Source organism: Microcoleus sp. BR0-C5, assembly GCF_036705045.1.
Taxonomy (GTDB): Bacteria; Cyanobacteriota; Cyanobacteriia; order Cyanobacteriales; family Microcoleaceae; genus Microcoleus.
This window is the reverse complement of the sequence record NZ_JAUBTR010000001.1, coordinates 81867-97013: the sequence shown is the minus strand read 5'-3', so window position 1 is coordinate 97013 and position 15147 is coordinate 81867. Positions and strand designations below refer to the sequence as shown.

Below are 15147 nucleotides of genomic sequence, written 5' to 3'. Positions count from 1 at the left end.
AGCTATAAAACCCCAATCCGATCTGCCCACCAGTCTGGAAAGATTTGTGTCAGATTAGATAAGGGTAGGGTACTAGCAGAGGTATCCTCAAGGTGGAAAGGCAAACTTTGAAGCTTGAGAGAGTGGGTTTTGCCAAAACTCAGACTTCGGAGTTCCAAGTTCCCAAACAGACTTGAGAATTCTTCAACCGCAGACTTCAGCGAGTTGCATCTTTTAGATAAAATTGCTGAGCGAGTACCAAAACCCCGATTCCTGACACTGAATCAATCACACCGAATGATGTCGTCATTAGCACAAAAAATCACAATGTAAAAACTGGTTGGCACAAAAGAGGGCAGAGTGGATGAACAACGGCAAAGTAAGAATTTACGAATTATCACGGGAACTAAATTTGGATAATAAAGACATCTTGGCAGTTTGCGAGCGGCTCAATATTTCAGTCAAGAGCCACAGCAGCACAATTACAGAATCCGAAGCAGAGCGCATTCGCAAAACGGCGGAAAAATACGTAGCCAGTAGCCACTCTTCCCCCGGCAAGCCAGCTCCACCCGAAAGAGCAGCCGCGCCATCGAGAGAATCTGGCCCTCACCCTAACGACCAACAAAAAAAGCAGCAAATTTTAGAAATACGCAGTCCAAAAGTACGGCCGGCTGGTGCCTCCTCCCAGCCTGCAGGCAACGAGGAGAACAAAAACCAGCCGGCGGCAACCGTGGCAACTCCTCCCAAGTCGCCTGCTGCTCAACAACTCCAGCCTCCAGCTAAACCGAATATCAATCGACCTGTACTGTCGAAGCCAAATGTCGCTGTGTCGGCGGCTCCGTCAGAAAGAGTGTCGGAAAATGTAGGTGCGATCGCCCCGGAGACCACCGCCCAGGCTCAGGCACCGGCGGCACCTCAACCGCCGTCGGAAAAGGCTCCAGAACGCACCCAGCAACCGCCGATGATCGCACCGATCGCGCCCTCGGCAAAACTCACGTCGCCCCCAGTCAGAGGGGCGTCCGAGTCGGCTAGCCGTAGCCCACAAAATCTGGGGAACAAGCCGGTACTCAAACTGGCAAAAACCGAGCAAGAGCAATCAGGACAGTCAGAAACTCTGGAAGCGCCGGCTAAACCGAGCCGCCCCAGCAGACCTGCACCGGGAGGTACCGAATCTCGCGACGCGCAAAGACCGCGCCGGGAAGGCCCAGGTGGCCCAGTCAAAACTCCACTGGCCGATCGACCCCAGCCCGGTGGGCCGCGCCGGAGCCTGGCCCCCGCAACGTCAGCTACCGGGCTGCGTAGCCGGGGCGGTGGCACCGGAGCGCTAGGGGATGACACTGATGACAATGAAGAAGATAATACGCCGTTGCTGGAGATTCCTCTCCTCGAAAGGCCCTCCCTCCCTCGTCCTGCCAAAAAGACATCGGTCATTTGGGAAGAAGATGATGACGAAAACTCAGATGCTGCCAAAGCTGCCAAAGCTGTTAAGGCAAAACGTTCTCGCCTCAAACCCATAGACGAGGATGACGATGACTTAGAAAACGGCTTGGATCTGCCAGCACCAGTCACGGTCAGCCTGTCCCTAGCCCGCCCAGCGAAAGCGAAGGGACAAGCAGCACCCAAGTCAACACCAACTCCGGGCGCACCCGGAAGCAGCGGAAAAAATAAGAGACCAGGCCCTTCTCACGATAAAAGTTCTTCAGGTTCGAGCGGGGGACGCGGCAACCGGGGCAAAACAGCCGAAGCTAAGGTAGAACGTCCAGAAAAGCTGCTGCTGAGCAGGCCGATGACCGTTCAAGAACTAGCAGTTACTCTGGCTGTTCCCGAAACCGAAATTATTAAGCGGCTTTTCTCTAAAGGAATTGCGGTAAATATTACCGAAACCCTGGACATTCCAGCGGTGAGGATGGTAGCCGAAGAAATGGGCGTAGAGGTGGAAACCCCAGAAAAAGTAGCCCCAGCTATCAAAGTGATCGAGATGCTGGACGCAGCGGATTTGGAATACCTCGAACGCCGTCCGCCAGTAGTAACGATTATGGGTCACGTGGATCACGGTAAAACTACCTTGCTCGACTCGATCCGCAAAACCAAGGTGGCTCAGGGAGAAGCTGGGGGCATTACTCAGCACATCGGTGCTTACCACGTAGATGTGGTACACGAAGGCAAGAGCCAGCAGGTGGTATTTTTGGATACGCCCGGTCACGAAGCCTTTACAGCGATGCGGGCTCGGGGAACACGGGTTACGGACATCGCCATCTTGGTGGTGGCTGCAGACGACGGCGTGCGACCCCAGACAATTGAAGCGATCAGCCACGCGAAAGCGGCGAAAGTGCCAATTGTCGTGGCTATCAATAAAGTTGACAAGGAGGGTGCTCAGCCGGAACGGGTGAAGCAAGAGCTTACTGAGTACGGCTTGGTGGCAGATGACTGGGGCGGCGATATCACGATGGTTCCAGTCAGCGCGATCCGAGGCGAAAACCTGGATACTCTGTTGGAAATGATTCTGACAGTGGCGGAAATGGAAGACCTCAACGCCAACCCGCACCGACCTGCTAAGGGTACTGTGATTGAAGCTCACCTCGACAAGGCAAGGGGGCCAGTGGCAACTCTGCTGGTGCAGAACGGCACTCTGCGAGTGGGCGATATTGTGGTCGCAGGCTCGGCTTTGGGCAAGGTGCGCGCCATGATCGATGACCGGGGCGATCGCGTAGAGCAAGCAACTCCATCCTTCGCGGTGGAAGTGCTGGGGCTGCGGGAAGTTCCTCGCGCCGGAGACGAGTTTGATGTCTTCGCAAACGAAAAAGAAGCTGCGGCGATCGCAAGCGGAAGAGCTACCTCCAGACGAGATTCACGCCTGCTGCAAGGCGGCCGGATCAGTCTCAGCGGCTTCTCTCAACAAGCTAAGGAAGGCGTTCTCAAGGAACTCAACTTGATCTTGAAGGCAGATGTCCAAGGCTCCCTCGAAGCAATTGTCGGCGCTCTGACTCAACTTCCTCAAAAAGAAGTTCAACTCCGACTGCTGCTATCTGCTCCTGGGGAAATTACCGAAACGGATATTGACCTCGCAGCAGCCAGTAATGCTGTAATTATCGGGTTCAATACTACTCTCGCCACCGACGCTCGCCTCGCGGCTGACCAAGCGGGGGTAGACGTGCGAGAATACAGCATCATCTACAACCTCTTGGATGACATTCAAGGGGCGATGGAAGGTCTGCTGGAACCCGAATTGGTGGAAGAACCTTTGGGTCAAGTAGAAGTGCGCGCTGTCTTTGCGATCGGTCGCGGGGCTGTGGCTGGATGTATGGTACTCTCTGGCAAAGTCATCCGTAACTGTAAGGTGCGGGTGCGCCGGGGCAACAATGTCGTTTACGAAGGTGTCCTAGACTCCCTAAAACGGATGAAGGAAGATGCCAAGGAAGTCAATGCTGGCTTTGAATGCGGCATTTCCTTGAGCGGGTTTAGCGACTGGGCGGATGGCGATCTTATTGAAGCCTACCGGATGGTTACTAAACGCCGGACTCTCTCTCAATAGTTTTGAGTTGTGAGTGTTGAGGGGGAAGAGAATTTTTGAGCGATCGCAACCAAATTGCCGATCGCTCGCCACTCTTCTCTTCACTCAATACTCCCAAACTCATCACTCGCAACTTTTGTTTTTAACTTATAGCAGAAGGAAGAAGCCAGAAGGCAGAAGGTTTTAGTTATCGAGGATAGAAGGAAGAAGTAAGAAAAGCAAATATATCCGCAATTAACAACGTCCTCATAGTCTTGGCTGTTGCTAAAAATTCTAAATTTAAAACTCCAATAAGACTTACGCACAGCAATCGAGTTTCCTCCCAAAATGCTTGGTGTTACCGCTAGATATGTAGTCTTCGCACCAGATTTATTGGTTAAGAGTGCGTCGCCGACTATCAAAACTCTGAATTAAAAACTCATAACTCATAATTATTGAAAGTGCGTTCTTTTTGGTCCGATCCTTTTTTGTGGATTCACCTTTCTGGGGCGGCTACACTGCCGATATTCCTAGGAGTGTGCTTGTTGGGACTCGCAGTGGGTTCTCCCTTGCTCCCTGTCTGGTTAGAAATATTTTTAGTGGCTGTAGCAGGTATTGTTCCTGTGCTGTGGATGCAGTGGTTCCGCCCTTTTTACATTTTTAGTATTTTAGTGGTGGCGGTGAAACCGCAGAATTTAACTTCTGTGCAGCACCGACTTCTGACTCGGTTTAAAACTAAGTTAAATCAAGGAATCGCTCTTTTTGTAGCTGTTTTGCTGGCAGTAATTTTGTGGCAACTCTACCGATGGGCTCCTCTCGCGGCTTCGGTGGCTCCCTTTCCTCCTTCCTGGCGGTGGGCTGGATTGTTGTTGGCAGTTGCTGCTTTTTTAGCTAGCAATTTGTTTTTGCAGGTGTCTGCTAGTGTCATGGCGGTTTTGTTGACGCCGGAATCAGAATTTGCAGTGACAAAGCCTCATGTTTTAGAAAAAATTCGGCAGGATTTTACGATCGCACCTTGGCAAGTCGATCGACTTTTGCCGGCTTTGGCAGCCGAGACAACTGCCGCTGTGGCTGCACCCGCAGACTCAATTGGGCCAGCATCCGGCATAGGGAATTCGTCAGTCGGCAGTATAGTCAACCCAAAACCTGCTGACACCAACGGCGTTACATCTCTACCCGAACAGTCGAGCGAAAAAAAGTGAAATAAAAAATTAAGAGGGGACAATTGTAGTTTAAGCTACTTTAATTTGTACAGATGTATGCTGTGAAAAAATAGGTAAGGCCCCTCTTCTGATAGAGATTATTAATAGTCTTAATATTTAATTTTTAATTGCAAGTTGTGGATATTTTAGGTTGGCTCTTTGGAGAGAAGAATCTATAATAGAGAGTGTCAAGGTCAGCTTTAAATCCTTACAGGGGATTAAAACAGAGGTATAACAATATGGCGAATTATCTACCGATCGCACAAGAACCTCAAGCCGCCGAGCCGATCGAGCTGTGCGAAGATTCTGAAATCTGGGGCAGTCTCAAATCCGCGATCGGCGCAAGTTCAGGATTTCAACGCTGGCAGCTAGAACTCAATTTTGAGCGTCAGCAGCAAAATGCCACCATCGATCAGCAGGTTCGGTCCTATCTGCGGGAAACTTTAGAAACTTTGGCTTACTGAGTGCCGTAAAACCAAATATTGTCACGGTTTGTGAATTTTATAGCCCAATTCTGCTGGCATCCCCTCCAATATGCTATGTGAGTGCCGAGAGTGAGTGTCGAGAGTGAGTGTCGATCGGAACTTCGGAGATCAAATTGCAGGGGACAGTATTTCTCGGCGTTGCTGATTTACGGTATGAAAGGCTAAATATGCAAGTCATAGAAATCAGTATCCACAAAGCTTCTGCCTTTTCAACTTATTTTTTTCATACCCTAATTAAGCAACGCCTTTTTTTGGCGTTGCTGAATCAAGGTATGAATGCCCCAGGCATGGGAATATCGTGAAATTTCAAGTAATGTATTAATAACTTAATAGAATGCTTGAGCATTTTCTCACACTTAGAATAACAAAGAGTCTTCCGATGTAGTCTGGCTAAATAATGTCTTAGTCTTGTATTTTATCCTTCTAAGGAGTGTCATATAAGTCTTACTGATAATCTGATACTCATCAGGAATAAACATGGGATATACAGACCATCCATCAGTTACATAAAAGTAGCAGTTCCATGCACTTACTTGGTTCCATAATGGTTCAAATGTCTTAGCACGCTAGATCCCCTAATACCCATCCTAAAATTCCTGGTCGAAAATGGTCAACCGCTGTCCACAACCAGATTTTGTCTGTTTTTTTTTACATAAGTTTGTAATTCCGAGAGCTCACCAACTTCTGGAATGACTTCAGGGTCATAAACCTCTGGTAACAGTTTTCCGACTTGTTTTACCCTATTTATTACGCTCGGTATGATGAACTCCCTTAACTCGTTCTATCGCCCGTAAACCCATACCATTGACGTACATTTTTAGGCAATCACGTTTGATGCTCTCGCTATAACCAAGGGTGGGATTCATACTGATTAATGAATTGACGACCACATTGGACACAAATGTGATTCTGTTTTCCTTTCTTCTTGCCGTTTTTACGGATATGGGTTGATTTACATTCGCTTGCATTGCATAAATTATTCCTCCTATTCATACTCTAACTCAGCAACGCCTTTTTTTTAAGCTTGTGTAAAAATTAGGCAAATTTTGCACAAAAAAAATGTAACTCCCCTGTAATTGATGCAGGTTCAGCAACATTATGCGATCGCTCGAAGCAATCAACCGTCCTTGACCAAATCCACTACAATCTAGGCAGACGAATCTTGTTCAAAATGTCTTGCAGCCGTTCTGAAACTCCGCCCAATTGTTCTGACAAAGCTACAAGTTTGCCGTAAGCTTCAACTAAGCGATCGCCCTCAACATAAACTTCTGGAGTAGGATAATTCTTCATCGCTTCCAGCATTGTAATCTCGTTATCATTAGTTGCAGACAGCACCAAGGCAGATCTCAAAGCTTCTCGATTTGCATTCCCAGAAGGAGTGCGAATTACCTGACCTACCTCATCGAGAATTATTTCCCCAACCTTGCTGTTAAGCGTCCGATCCAAAAAGCTTTGACTGACTTTTACTGGTCTCGTCAGACTGTTGCGAACCGCTTCCGGGTCTTTTTTTGCTTTTCCCAGCAGCATTTCTAACCCGGGCGACATTTTCCCAGTTTCTGCAAAAATTTCTAATTCGCTGACGGGTAAAGTCATTCGGATCGCACTGTATTTGAGCACTACCTTTTCGGCCGCCGCCGCAGCATTGCTGTAAAATACAATTCCCGCGCCTGCTGCTAAAAATAGTGTCCACCGCCCTTTGAAAAATGATCGACCCATAGTAAAATCTCCCAACATCTTTTTCTACTTCGACTTTGACACATCTCATTAGTTACTGCACAGGCTAAGGTCTTCGGGAAATACCAAATTATTCTATGGCCCCAGCACTGATACCATTTTAGATTTTAGATTTTAGATTTTAGATTGGCGAATGACTGATGACGATCGTGGTTTTGAGCACAAGTCTACAGGTGCAGGATTTTTGGGAACTGGTATTACCTATCTCGGATGCTAGGGAAAAAACTCGGTTCAGGGCGCTTCTACGCGCCTCTCTGTACACGGTGCACACCCTACTGATAACACTCAACCATTCAGTTTTGCGACCGCGATTCAACAGTCAACAGTCAACAGTCACCGACATTGCAACCGGAATTGATATGATTCTCTCTCCCAATCTGCCGATCCTACCAAAATGCCTAACGCCAGCTCTTCTATCAGTGAAGGCTGGCGCTGGGCTTAAGTTTATTTTATATATTTAGGGTCTTTATGAAAGCTGACCCCAATTGAACGAATTACAAGCGGTTTATGATTAGGGCCTTTAAATTTGCTGACCCCAATTAAAGCCACATTCTTAGTATTACAGGGATCGCTGGGAAACCACGATTTCATAATAATTTCTTTATATTTATAACTTTTCCTTGCCTCAGATAGATTTTTGTCTCGATTTGTAAATTTTTATTACTTCGACTTCGGGGCTCGGCTCTGGGCGCGCTGCTCCCAGCGAAACAGGAACACCATCAGGGCCACAACTCCGACTTGGAGGGCAAAATTGGGCAAAGCAGAACCAATTTCCCGGCCAGAGGCAATTTTAGCGAGGAAAACCAAGCCGCCGATAAAGCCCGAAGCGCCACAAGCTACATAGACAAACTGTCGCAGAGGCCGGTAGGGAGTGGCCATTTCTGCAGTTAAACGCTCGTATTGTTGGCGGCTGAGGTTGCGCGGGTTTTTTGGGATGTTTGTGCGATCGTCCGAATTTGGGGTTGGCATAGATTTAGGAAATAAGTAAATTAGGATTGGGCCACAAAAACCCGGTTTTTACCAAAAACGGTCTGGCTGAGGTAGCAAATACTAGCGAAAAACCAGGTTTTTGGTAGTGGGTGCACCATAGAGAGTGAATATTAGACTACAACAAATATCTCACCACTGCCGAAACAAATCACCGCTGAATCCAAAGCACAACTGTCTGCAAACAGCCGACAAAAACGCCCAAAATGCCTCCTAAATTTACAATTCCCTGCAACTCGCTTTTGACAATTCCCTGAATTGCTAACTCCAATTCTTCAGGAGAAGTACCTTTGACTCGATCGACAATCACCTGGTCAATATTCAAAATCGGGATAGCCTGAGCTACAATATTTTCTAAATCCCGCTCTAGATAGCGTTCTAAAACCAAAGCAAGTTCTTTGCTGACAATTCCGAGGGAAGCGCTCATCACCGCTGAAGTTTGCAAGCGATTGAGAATCAACCGCGAAATATTTTCCCAGTCAATAGATTTGCTCAACCCCTCAAGTACCTCTGTACCCCGCTGCTGAACATAGCTGCGAACACTGTCGCGCATAGTTTTTCGCAACTGTCTCACAGTCGAAACCGGTAAATTTTGCATCGACAAATTTTGCAGCCATTCCTGAATTCGCCCGCGAATTCCCAAAGAAATAGTTAACTCTGCTAACCGCTGATTTGTCGCTTCTCTATCATCCAGACAAAAAGTCCGCAGCCGAGTTAAAGTGTTCCGCAAACCAAACAAATTTGCTACTACCCAATAAGTGCCGCTGGTTTTTTCTCGAAACCCTTCATCGATGATCGAAATATTGCGATCCGTCAAAAAGTCAATTAAAGCCTGCCGCAGCACTTCCGGGGGTATTACTACCTGCAACAACCACTCAGCAAGCTGAGCCGCCTGAGCTTCAGTTAGCTGAATCTCCAGCAAAACTTGGTCAAAAATTTGATTTAGCTGAGCTTCTAAAAAATCTTCCCGGCGCGCCAAAACTTTGAGAATTCGCGGCACAGATTCTCCCAGCAAATCTCGCAGAATGTTAGCAAGAATTTTAGCGGTTTTTTGCTCTGCGTCTGCTTTTACCTGATCCAGCGCCAACTGCAACAACCAGAGAATTATCGACTGCATCCGCTCGGTTTGCAGGAGGCGGCGAGCTAAGTTTTGCAGTTCCTGTGGGGTCAGCAGCGAACCCATAATTGTGTCGGAAATTCGCTTTGCTAAACGCTCTTGGTTGCGGGGGATCAAGCCTGGAGTGAAAGGCAACTTCCGCCCTTTGATGTAAATAGCTCGATAGGGGCGGAACAGCATTTTGATAGCTATATCGTTAGTGAAATAGCCAATAATTCCTCCCACTACAGGTGGGGCCAACAACAGCCAAATGTCAGACGGATTCATCAATAATTGGGAATTGGGAATTGGGAATTGGGAATTGTTAACTGTTGTTAACTGTTGACAACTGACAACAGTCAACTGACAACAGTCAACTGACTAATACCAATACTCCCATCATAGCTCCGGCAATCGGGTAGTGGGTGGCGGTGGCAAATCCGGCTTGGCGGGCGATCGCGACTTGCTGCTTGCCGATCGGGAATTTTTCTAAACTAGGATTAATGTAAGCATATTCTTGAGTCATGCCAAATTGCTGAGCAATGGGCACTACGAGACTGTCTAAATAAAACTGCTGAAAGCTCCGCATTAGGGAATTGCTGGGGCGGTGGAGGTCGAGAATAGCTGCTTTGGCACCGGGTTTGAGCACGCGGTGCAATTCCTGAAGACTGCGGGGGATGTCAGTCACGTTACGTAGGCCATAACCCATTGTGGCGCAGTCGAAGTAATTGTCAGCAAAAGGCAAGTTTAGGGCGTCAGCTTCTATCCAGGAAATGGGACTTGCAGGGGTGAGAAAAGGTCGATCGCGCCTGGCCGCAACGGCCAATTGTTCGGCAGAAAAATCTACTCCAAATACGCAACCGGTCGGCCCTGCTTGTTTAGCCAGCAACAAAGCTAGATCCCCGCTACCGCAGCACAAGTCTAAACAAGTATTTCCGGGGCCCGCACTGCTCCATTTCACCGCCATTTGCTTCCAAATCCGGTGCTGCCCAAAGCTCAACCAGTCGTTCAATTGGTTGTAAACTGGTGCAATTCGATTAAATATAGTTTTAATTTGTTCGGCGTTATTAGTCATTGGTCATTTGTCATTGCGGAAAAGGTGAAAAGCTGATTGGGGAAAAGGTGATTGCTCAGCCGGAACTAATAATTAATCCGTCCATTCATGTCATGTTGTCGCCAGTCATTAATGCTTTTTTATTTGTTAGCGATCGGTGATATGTTGTCTTTAATCATTGGTTGGCTATCATTTTCAACTCAAGACACAGAGCCGACTGATGACTGATGACTGATGACTGATGACTGATGACTGATGACTAATGACTAATGACTAATGACTGATGACTGATGACTGATGACTAATGACCCTGAAAACTCGTCAATACCAAAGCAACTTCTTGAGCTGCGAGGTGAACTGTTGTGAGTTCGTCGGGGCGCAGGGAACAAGGTTGCTTCCACTGCATGGAAATTAGGGCGATCGATCGACCTTTATGACTCACCGGGATGCTCAGGTGAGCTTGAATGCCGGATTTCTGATAGTGTGGCAGACTCGCTAGGTTGGTGTCGAGTCCAATATTCACAACACCCTGAATAGTTTGAGAGGTAATTGCTTCTCGAACCAGAGGGTCATCCGCCAGCCAATTTTCCACAGTTGAACCCGTGGTGTGACAGCCTTGGACTGGGATTAAAACATTTCCTTCCACCAGTTGCAAAATGCAAGAATCCGCCAAAAAATTATCACTTATAGCAGTAGCAATTGGATCTAAACTTGCTTCCAAACTCGGATAATCCACAGCCGTTTGCATGATTGTTGCTAACAGTTGTATTTGATTTTGAGCGCGATCCAATTCCTCAGTCCGCTGCTTGAGAATTTCATAAGTCTCGGCCGCCTTTTGCACCACCATTTTCAGTTCGTTCGGGTCCCAAGGCTTGGTGATATACTTGTAAACCTGTCCTGAGTTAATGGCATCCACCAAGTCTTCAATATCCGTAAAACCAGTCAAGATAATTCTGACCGTATTCGGAAACTGGGGCACGGTTTTGCTCAAAAACTCCGTTCCCTTCATTTCGGGCATCCGCTGGTCGGAAATGATGACGGCGACCTCGCCTTCGATGCCGAGGACTTCCAAGGCGCGAATTCCGCTCTCAGCTTTGAGAACGTTAAAATCTCGTCGGAAAGTGCGGTAGAGTAAATCCAGATTGTCTGGTTCGTCGTCTACTACCAGCATTTTGGGCTTTTTCGGTCTGTGTAGGGTCATGAGCTGGCGTTTAATTTGATCTAGCTCTGAAATGGCATTATCCATAACAATACGATAAACTCCCCTTCGTAAATTTAGGCGAGCAACTATTCTTTGACACTCCCCACGCATAGAATGCGGGGGATTCTTCTCTCAAAGGCTCGACTCTAGACCGATATTACTATCGATCCCCGATAGAACGCCTCCAGAAGCAGTTTTAATCACGAGCTGCCCGACCGCAAGGATACCTCTGTCTCTAATTACTTGTGCTGCTGCTGTATCGCGATCAGTGGTGTACCCGCACGACTGACAACTATGGATTCTGACATCCAAGGTTTTCTTACCAGTATGGGTTCCACATTGGGGGCAAATTTGACTCGTATAGTTTTTATCAACACGAGCAAAATACACCCCGCGCTTCCAACACACATGAGACAGAATCGAGAAGAATTGACTATAGGCTGCATCGAGAGTATGTTTACCGAACATCCCCTTTGCCCAAGCCTTAAAATTGATATCCTCAACGAATATCATTCCTGCTTGGTCACATAATCGATGAGCTAATTTATAGTGCCAATCCTTTCTGGCATCACTGATTTTTTGATAAATTCTAGCAATCTTTTTCTGGAGATTAAGCCAATTATTAGACCCTTTTCTTTGATGCTTTAATCTTCGCTGCAGTGATTTCAACTCGCGGTGAAGTGCCTGAAAAAATCTCGGTCTGTTGACTAATTCTCCATCTGAAGTTACGAGGTATTTGTCAAGCCCAATATCTACCCCTAATGGATGTCCTGACGGTGGGCGAGCGGGCAGGTTGACTGCTAACTGGTAGGTCAGCATGACAAAATATCCTGATGCCCTTTTAACTACTCTAATTTGCTTGAGTATAAAACCCTCTGGTGTGGGTCTAGACATTTTCATCCTTACCCACCCAATCTTAGGCAGGTTAACCTTTCCATTCTCCACTGCTGCATCCTTAACAGCCGGGAAAACAAACGATCGCATCCGTTTTTTGAAGCGAGGAAACCCATGCCCTCTCTCCCACATTGCCACAAATGCCGACTCTAAAACCTTTAAAGTTTGCTGCAATACTTGCGAATGAGGGGTCTTTAATTCGGGACAATGCTTTTTAGCTTCTGCCCAACCTTTGCACTGACTAGCATAGGTTGGTCTAGGAGTATCCGGTGAGATAATATACTCACCAACTATCGAACAAGCATTAACAGAAGACTTACGAGAATTCACCCAATCTTTCCGTTCTCGCAAGGCATAGTTATAAACCTGACGACAAACAGACAACCAAATCTCAAATATTTGAACTTGAGATTTGGTTGGACGTAGTTTGTACTCGTGAGTTACTGTTAGCATGATATAATCATATCATGCTTTTAGAAATCAACCATGATTTTTCTAAGACTGTAGGTGGCCGCATCCGCTGCCGAGTTCATCCCCACGCCTGAAGTCGGGGGCTTTCCTCTCGTTTTCCGGTAACAATAGTCTCATAACTCACTTACTATTAATCTATCGCTCTGGCGCGACACGAGCCTTGCCGGTATCCAATCACACATAACTTAGCGCTAGTTTTTGATTCAATTATGACTGATACACCGCAAGATTCCTCCTCTCCTGCATCTGCATCCTCCACAAATGCTGTGGATGCCGAAAAGTTAATTCGATCGCTCCGCCGAAAAGAAGGCACTTGGGTAGAGTGGGGACAGGCCTGCACTGCACTGCTAAAAGCTGGGTACAACTCTCAAAGGATTTTTGAAGAAACTGGTTTTGAGCCAATTCAGCAAAATCAAGTAAGCGTCGCAGCCCAAGTCTACACCAGCATGGTAAATGCTGGGGCTTCAGACGAAGTTCGATCGCACTTTTTGGGCAAAGGTAGCGATATCTTATACGAGTTTCGGATTCTCTCTCAAGTAGAGCGGGCCGGGGCGGCTGCTTTGATGCTAACCCACAATTTGGATGTTGACGATGCTCGCCAAGTTGCTAAAGCGATCAAGGAGTTTTCCCACTTCGGGAGTCTCCCCCAAGGGTTCACAGACACTCCCGGCGATGCTATGGCTTACCAATGCTGGCAATTGGCGAGACAGAAAAGCGATTTGCAAGAGCGATCGCGCTTAATTGCTCGCGGTTTAAAATTAGCTAGCAGCCAAACCGCTAGGGCGCAAATCGAGCAGTTGCTCGTCGATTTTACCGTAGTTGCGAGACGGGAAGCGCCCCGCTTGCCCGTCTACCGACTCGATACCGAGGAACAATTGCCTCGCGTTGTCCCGGTTGTGGGCAAATTGCCGCTTTCTACGAGAGATTTGCTGGCAGTGCCTTTACCGGAGGAAATCGAGCCGTTCCGAATGGTAAAATTTTCTGGAGCCGGAGCTTGGGTGGCGATTCCCGGATGGCAGGTAATTTTGAACGCTGAAGATCCGGTGGCGGTTTTGGGAATGAGCGATAAATTGCCGGTACCGCTGCAAGGCAAAGTTGAAGAAGTTTTGATTATTGCCGATCGAGCTCAAAGACAGTGGGATGCTGACAGTTATTTCCTCGCAGATAACGCTGGCAATTTAGAATTGTACTGGTTTGAACAATCCCCGGATATTCCTATTTTAGGGCGAGTTGTTCTGGTGATGCGTCCGAAAAAGATTGTCGATGAAGACTATACCAAAGATGGATGGCAAATTGATGATTAGTCAGTTGACTGTTGACTGTTGACTGTTGACTGTTGACTGTTGACTGTTGACTGGAAAGCTAATACCAACTAATAACTAACAACTAACAACTGACAACGAACAACTGACAACTGACTAATGACTACTGACTAATGACTACTGACTACTGAGGCGGTTTCGGTTCTTGAATTTGCGGAACAGAATGCTGTTTCTTAAATCGATTAAAGCCGTAAACCGCAGCCCCAATTAACAGCAAATAAGGACTGTAAGCCAACAGCCAAATACCCAAAGCAAACAAACCGAGCGTCAATTCGCCCACAGAATGAGTCGCTTTCCCCCAAGTTTCCTGCGCCCGCAAACCTAGAGAAGGTTCCTGAGTTTGTTGAGCCGATACTGCTGCTTCTAGAGTTAAGCTAATAGTCGAATAGGCTACTTGATTTCGCAAACTTTTTAACTGAGCGTCAATGCGTTCGATCGACTCCCGAATATTGCTCAACTCTTGAGCAGCTTTGAGCACATCGCCGACAGAGCCCGATCGCTCCATAATTTTTAACACCATTTCCTCGGATTTGCGGAGATTCCGCAGTCTAGCCTCGCTGTCAACTAATTGAGCGGTAACATCCTCAGCCGTCAGAGCACGGTTCTCTACAGTTCCGAGTTTGGCCAAAGCGTCTAAAGTAGTTTCTAACCGTTCTTGAGGCACGCGAATCTCCACAGACGCGGTTTGGCGGACACTGGAATCCGGGGGCTTTTGATTTTGGAAACCCAAGATATCGCCTTGCTGTGTTTCGACAATATTAGTAACAGATTTAGTGCTGGCGTCAATAGATTTCACAACTACACTGAGTTGGGCTTTTTTAATCAGTTGGGGACGGGTTGCGGGAGTTTCTGCTGCTTTTTTTGATGCACCAGAAGTTTTTGACCTTTGGGCTACTGGCTCCGGTGCTGGTGCCGATTGTGGAGCCGATGCGGCAACTTGGTTTTCAGGGCTGCTGGATGTAGCTCCACCGCAGCTAGGCAAAGCAATGGCTGAAGATAAAGTTAAGAATAGTGCCACAGCCAAACGAGTTGTGCTGCTGTTGGCTGGGTTTGGGTTTGGCTGGTGCGGGGGGGAATTGATTTTGAGGTGAGTTTTCATTTGGGTGATTCCTATAAAAAAGGCTTGGGTATTGAATTTTATGCTGGTTTTAATTTAAGCTCGAATAGATAGTGTTAGTTTAGCCGATACCGAAATGGAAACGGTAGAGGTTGCAGATTTTTTTATTCTTAAC

Annotated in this window: 11 protein-coding genes and 1 pseudogene; 4 read left to right on the top strand and 8 right to left on the bottom strand. The window is 47.3% G+C overall.

Translation table 11 applies throughout. From position 1 onward, the window contains the following. The first annotated feature begins 343 nt into the window (after nucleotides 1-343). The 3 genes from infB (at nucleotide 344) to QUB08_RS00395 (ending at nucleotide 5135) form a co-directional block, all read left to right on the top strand. Nucleotides 344-3511 carry a translation initiation factor IF-2 gene (infB, locus tag QUB08_RS00405; RefSeq protein ID WP_333222469.1) on the top strand — a complete coding sequence of 1056 codons (3168 nt, stop codon included), beginning with the start codon at nucleotides 344-346 and terminating at the stop codon, nucleotides 3509-3511. Nucleotides 3512-3930: 419 nt separating this feature from the next. Further along, entirely contained in the window at nucleotides 3931-4671 is a 741-nt protein-coding gene (locus tag QUB08_RS00400; protein WP_333222467.1) for a low-complexity tail membrane protein, read from the top strand. Between the two features lie 239 nt (nucleotides 4672-4910). Further along, the gene (locus tag QUB08_RS00395; protein ID WP_333152289.1) at nucleotides 4911-5135 is read left to right on the top strand and encodes a hypothetical protein; all 225 of its coding nucleotides are present in this window, start codon (nucleotides 4911-4913) and stop codon (nucleotides 5133-5135) included. A 286-nt stretch (nucleotides 5136-5421) separates the two neighbouring features. Here QUB08_RS00395 and QUB08_RS00390 read toward each other — a convergent pair. From QUB08_RS00390 to QUB08_RS00360, 7 genes and pseudogenes are all read right to left on the bottom strand, one after another. After that, nucleotides 5422-6149 (bottom strand): annotated as a pseudogene (locus tag QUB08_RS00390) (IS1 family transposase). Between the two features lie 147 nt (nucleotides 6150-6296). Continuing rightward, the gene (locus QUB08_RS00385) at nucleotides 6297-6872 is read right to left on the bottom strand and encodes an alpha/beta hydrolase (RefSeq protein WP_333222465.1); all 576 of its coding nucleotides are present in this window, start codon (nucleotides 6870-6872) and stop codon (nucleotides 6297-6299) included. Between the two features lie 678 nt (nucleotides 6873-7550). Next, nucleotides 7551-7859, bottom strand: a complete 309-nt coding sequence (locus QUB08_RS00380; protein ID WP_333222463.1) for a DUF3493 domain-containing protein — start codon at nucleotides 7857-7859, stop codon at nucleotides 7551-7553. 169 nt (nucleotides 7860-8028) lie between these two features. Further along, nucleotides 8029-9261 (bottom strand): DUF445 family protein, encoded by a 1233-nt coding sequence (locus QUB08_RS00375; protein WP_333222461.1) that lies wholly within the window; start codon nucleotides 9259-9261, stop codon nucleotides 8029-8031. 85 nt (nucleotides 9262-9346) lie between these two features. Beyond that, the gene (gene ubiE, locus QUB08_RS00370) at nucleotides 9347-10048 is read right to left on the bottom strand and encodes a bifunctional demethylmenaquinone methyltransferase/2-methoxy-6-polyprenyl-1,4-benzoquinol methylase UbiE (RefSeq protein WP_333222459.1); all 702 of its coding nucleotides are present in this window, start codon (nucleotides 10046-10048) and stop codon (nucleotides 9347-9349) included. A gap of 280 nt (nucleotides 10049-10328) precedes the next feature. Next, complete coding sequence (locus QUB08_RS00365) at nucleotides 10329-11273, bottom strand: response regulator (protein WP_333167152.1); 945 nt, start codon at nucleotides 11271-11273, stop codon at nucleotides 10329-10331. A gap of 87 nt (nucleotides 11274-11360) precedes the next feature. Then, nucleotides 11361-12575 carry a transposase gene (locus QUB08_RS00360; RefSeq protein ID WP_333222457.1) on the bottom strand — a complete coding sequence of 405 codons (1215 nt, stop codon included), beginning with the start codon at nucleotides 12573-12575 and terminating at the stop codon, nucleotides 11361-11363. A 227-nt stretch (nucleotides 12576-12802) separates the two neighbouring features. Here QUB08_RS00360 and QUB08_RS00355 point away from each other — a divergent pair, with 227 nt between their 5' ends. Continuing rightward, the gene (locus QUB08_RS00355) at nucleotides 12803-13897 is read left to right on the top strand and encodes a RuBisCO accumulation factor 1 (RefSeq protein WP_333222455.1); all 1095 of its coding nucleotides are present in this window, start codon (nucleotides 12803-12805) and stop codon (nucleotides 13895-13897) included. A 142-nt stretch (nucleotides 13898-14039) separates the two neighbouring features. On the opposite strand, the gene QUB08_RS00350 is transcribed toward QUB08_RS00355, so the two are convergent. Beyond that, nucleotides 14040-15014, bottom strand: a complete 975-nt coding sequence (locus tag QUB08_RS00350) for a DUF4349 domain-containing protein (RefSeq protein ID WP_333222453.1) — start codon at nucleotides 15012-15014, stop codon at nucleotides 14040-14042. Nucleotides 15015-15147 lie beyond the last annotated feature (133 nt).

Coding starts and splice junctions, on each gene's coding strand:
- infB (WP_333222469.1), top strand. CDS start 344: ATGAACAACGGCAAAGTAAGAATTTACGAATTATCACGGGAACTAAAT.
- QUB08_RS00395 (WP_333152289.1), top strand. CDS start 4,911: ATGGCGAATTATCTACCGATCGCACAAGAACCTCAAGCCGCCGAGCCG.
- QUB08_RS00385 (WP_333222465.1), bottom strand. CDS start 6,872: ATGGGTCGATCATTTTTCAAAGGGCGGTGGACACTATTTTTAGCAGCA.
- QUB08_RS00380 (WP_333222463.1), bottom strand. CDS start 7,859: ATGCCAACCCCAAATTCGGACGATCGCACAAACATCCCAAAAAACCCG.
- QUB08_RS00375 (WP_333222461.1), bottom strand. CDS start 9,261: ATGAATCCGTCTGACATTTGGCTGTTGTTGGCCCCACCTGTAGTGGGA.
- ubiE (WP_333222459.1), bottom strand. CDS start 10,048: ATGACTAATAACGCCGAACAAATTAAAACTATATTTAATCGAATTGCA.
- QUB08_RS00365 (WP_333167152.1), bottom strand. CDS start 11,273: ATGGATAATGCCATTTCAGAGCTAGATCAAATTAAACGCCAGCTCATG.
- QUB08_RS00360 (WP_333222457.1), bottom strand. CDS start 12,575: ATGCTAACAGTAACTCACGAGTACAAACTACGTCCAACCAAATCTCAA.
- QUB08_RS00355 (WP_333222455.1), top strand. CDS start 12,803: ATGACTGATACACCGCAAGATTCCTCCTCTCCTGCATCTGCATCCTCC.
- QUB08_RS00350 (WP_333222453.1), bottom strand. CDS start 15,014: ATGAAAACTCACCTCAAAATCAATTCCCCCCCGCACCAGCCAAACCCA.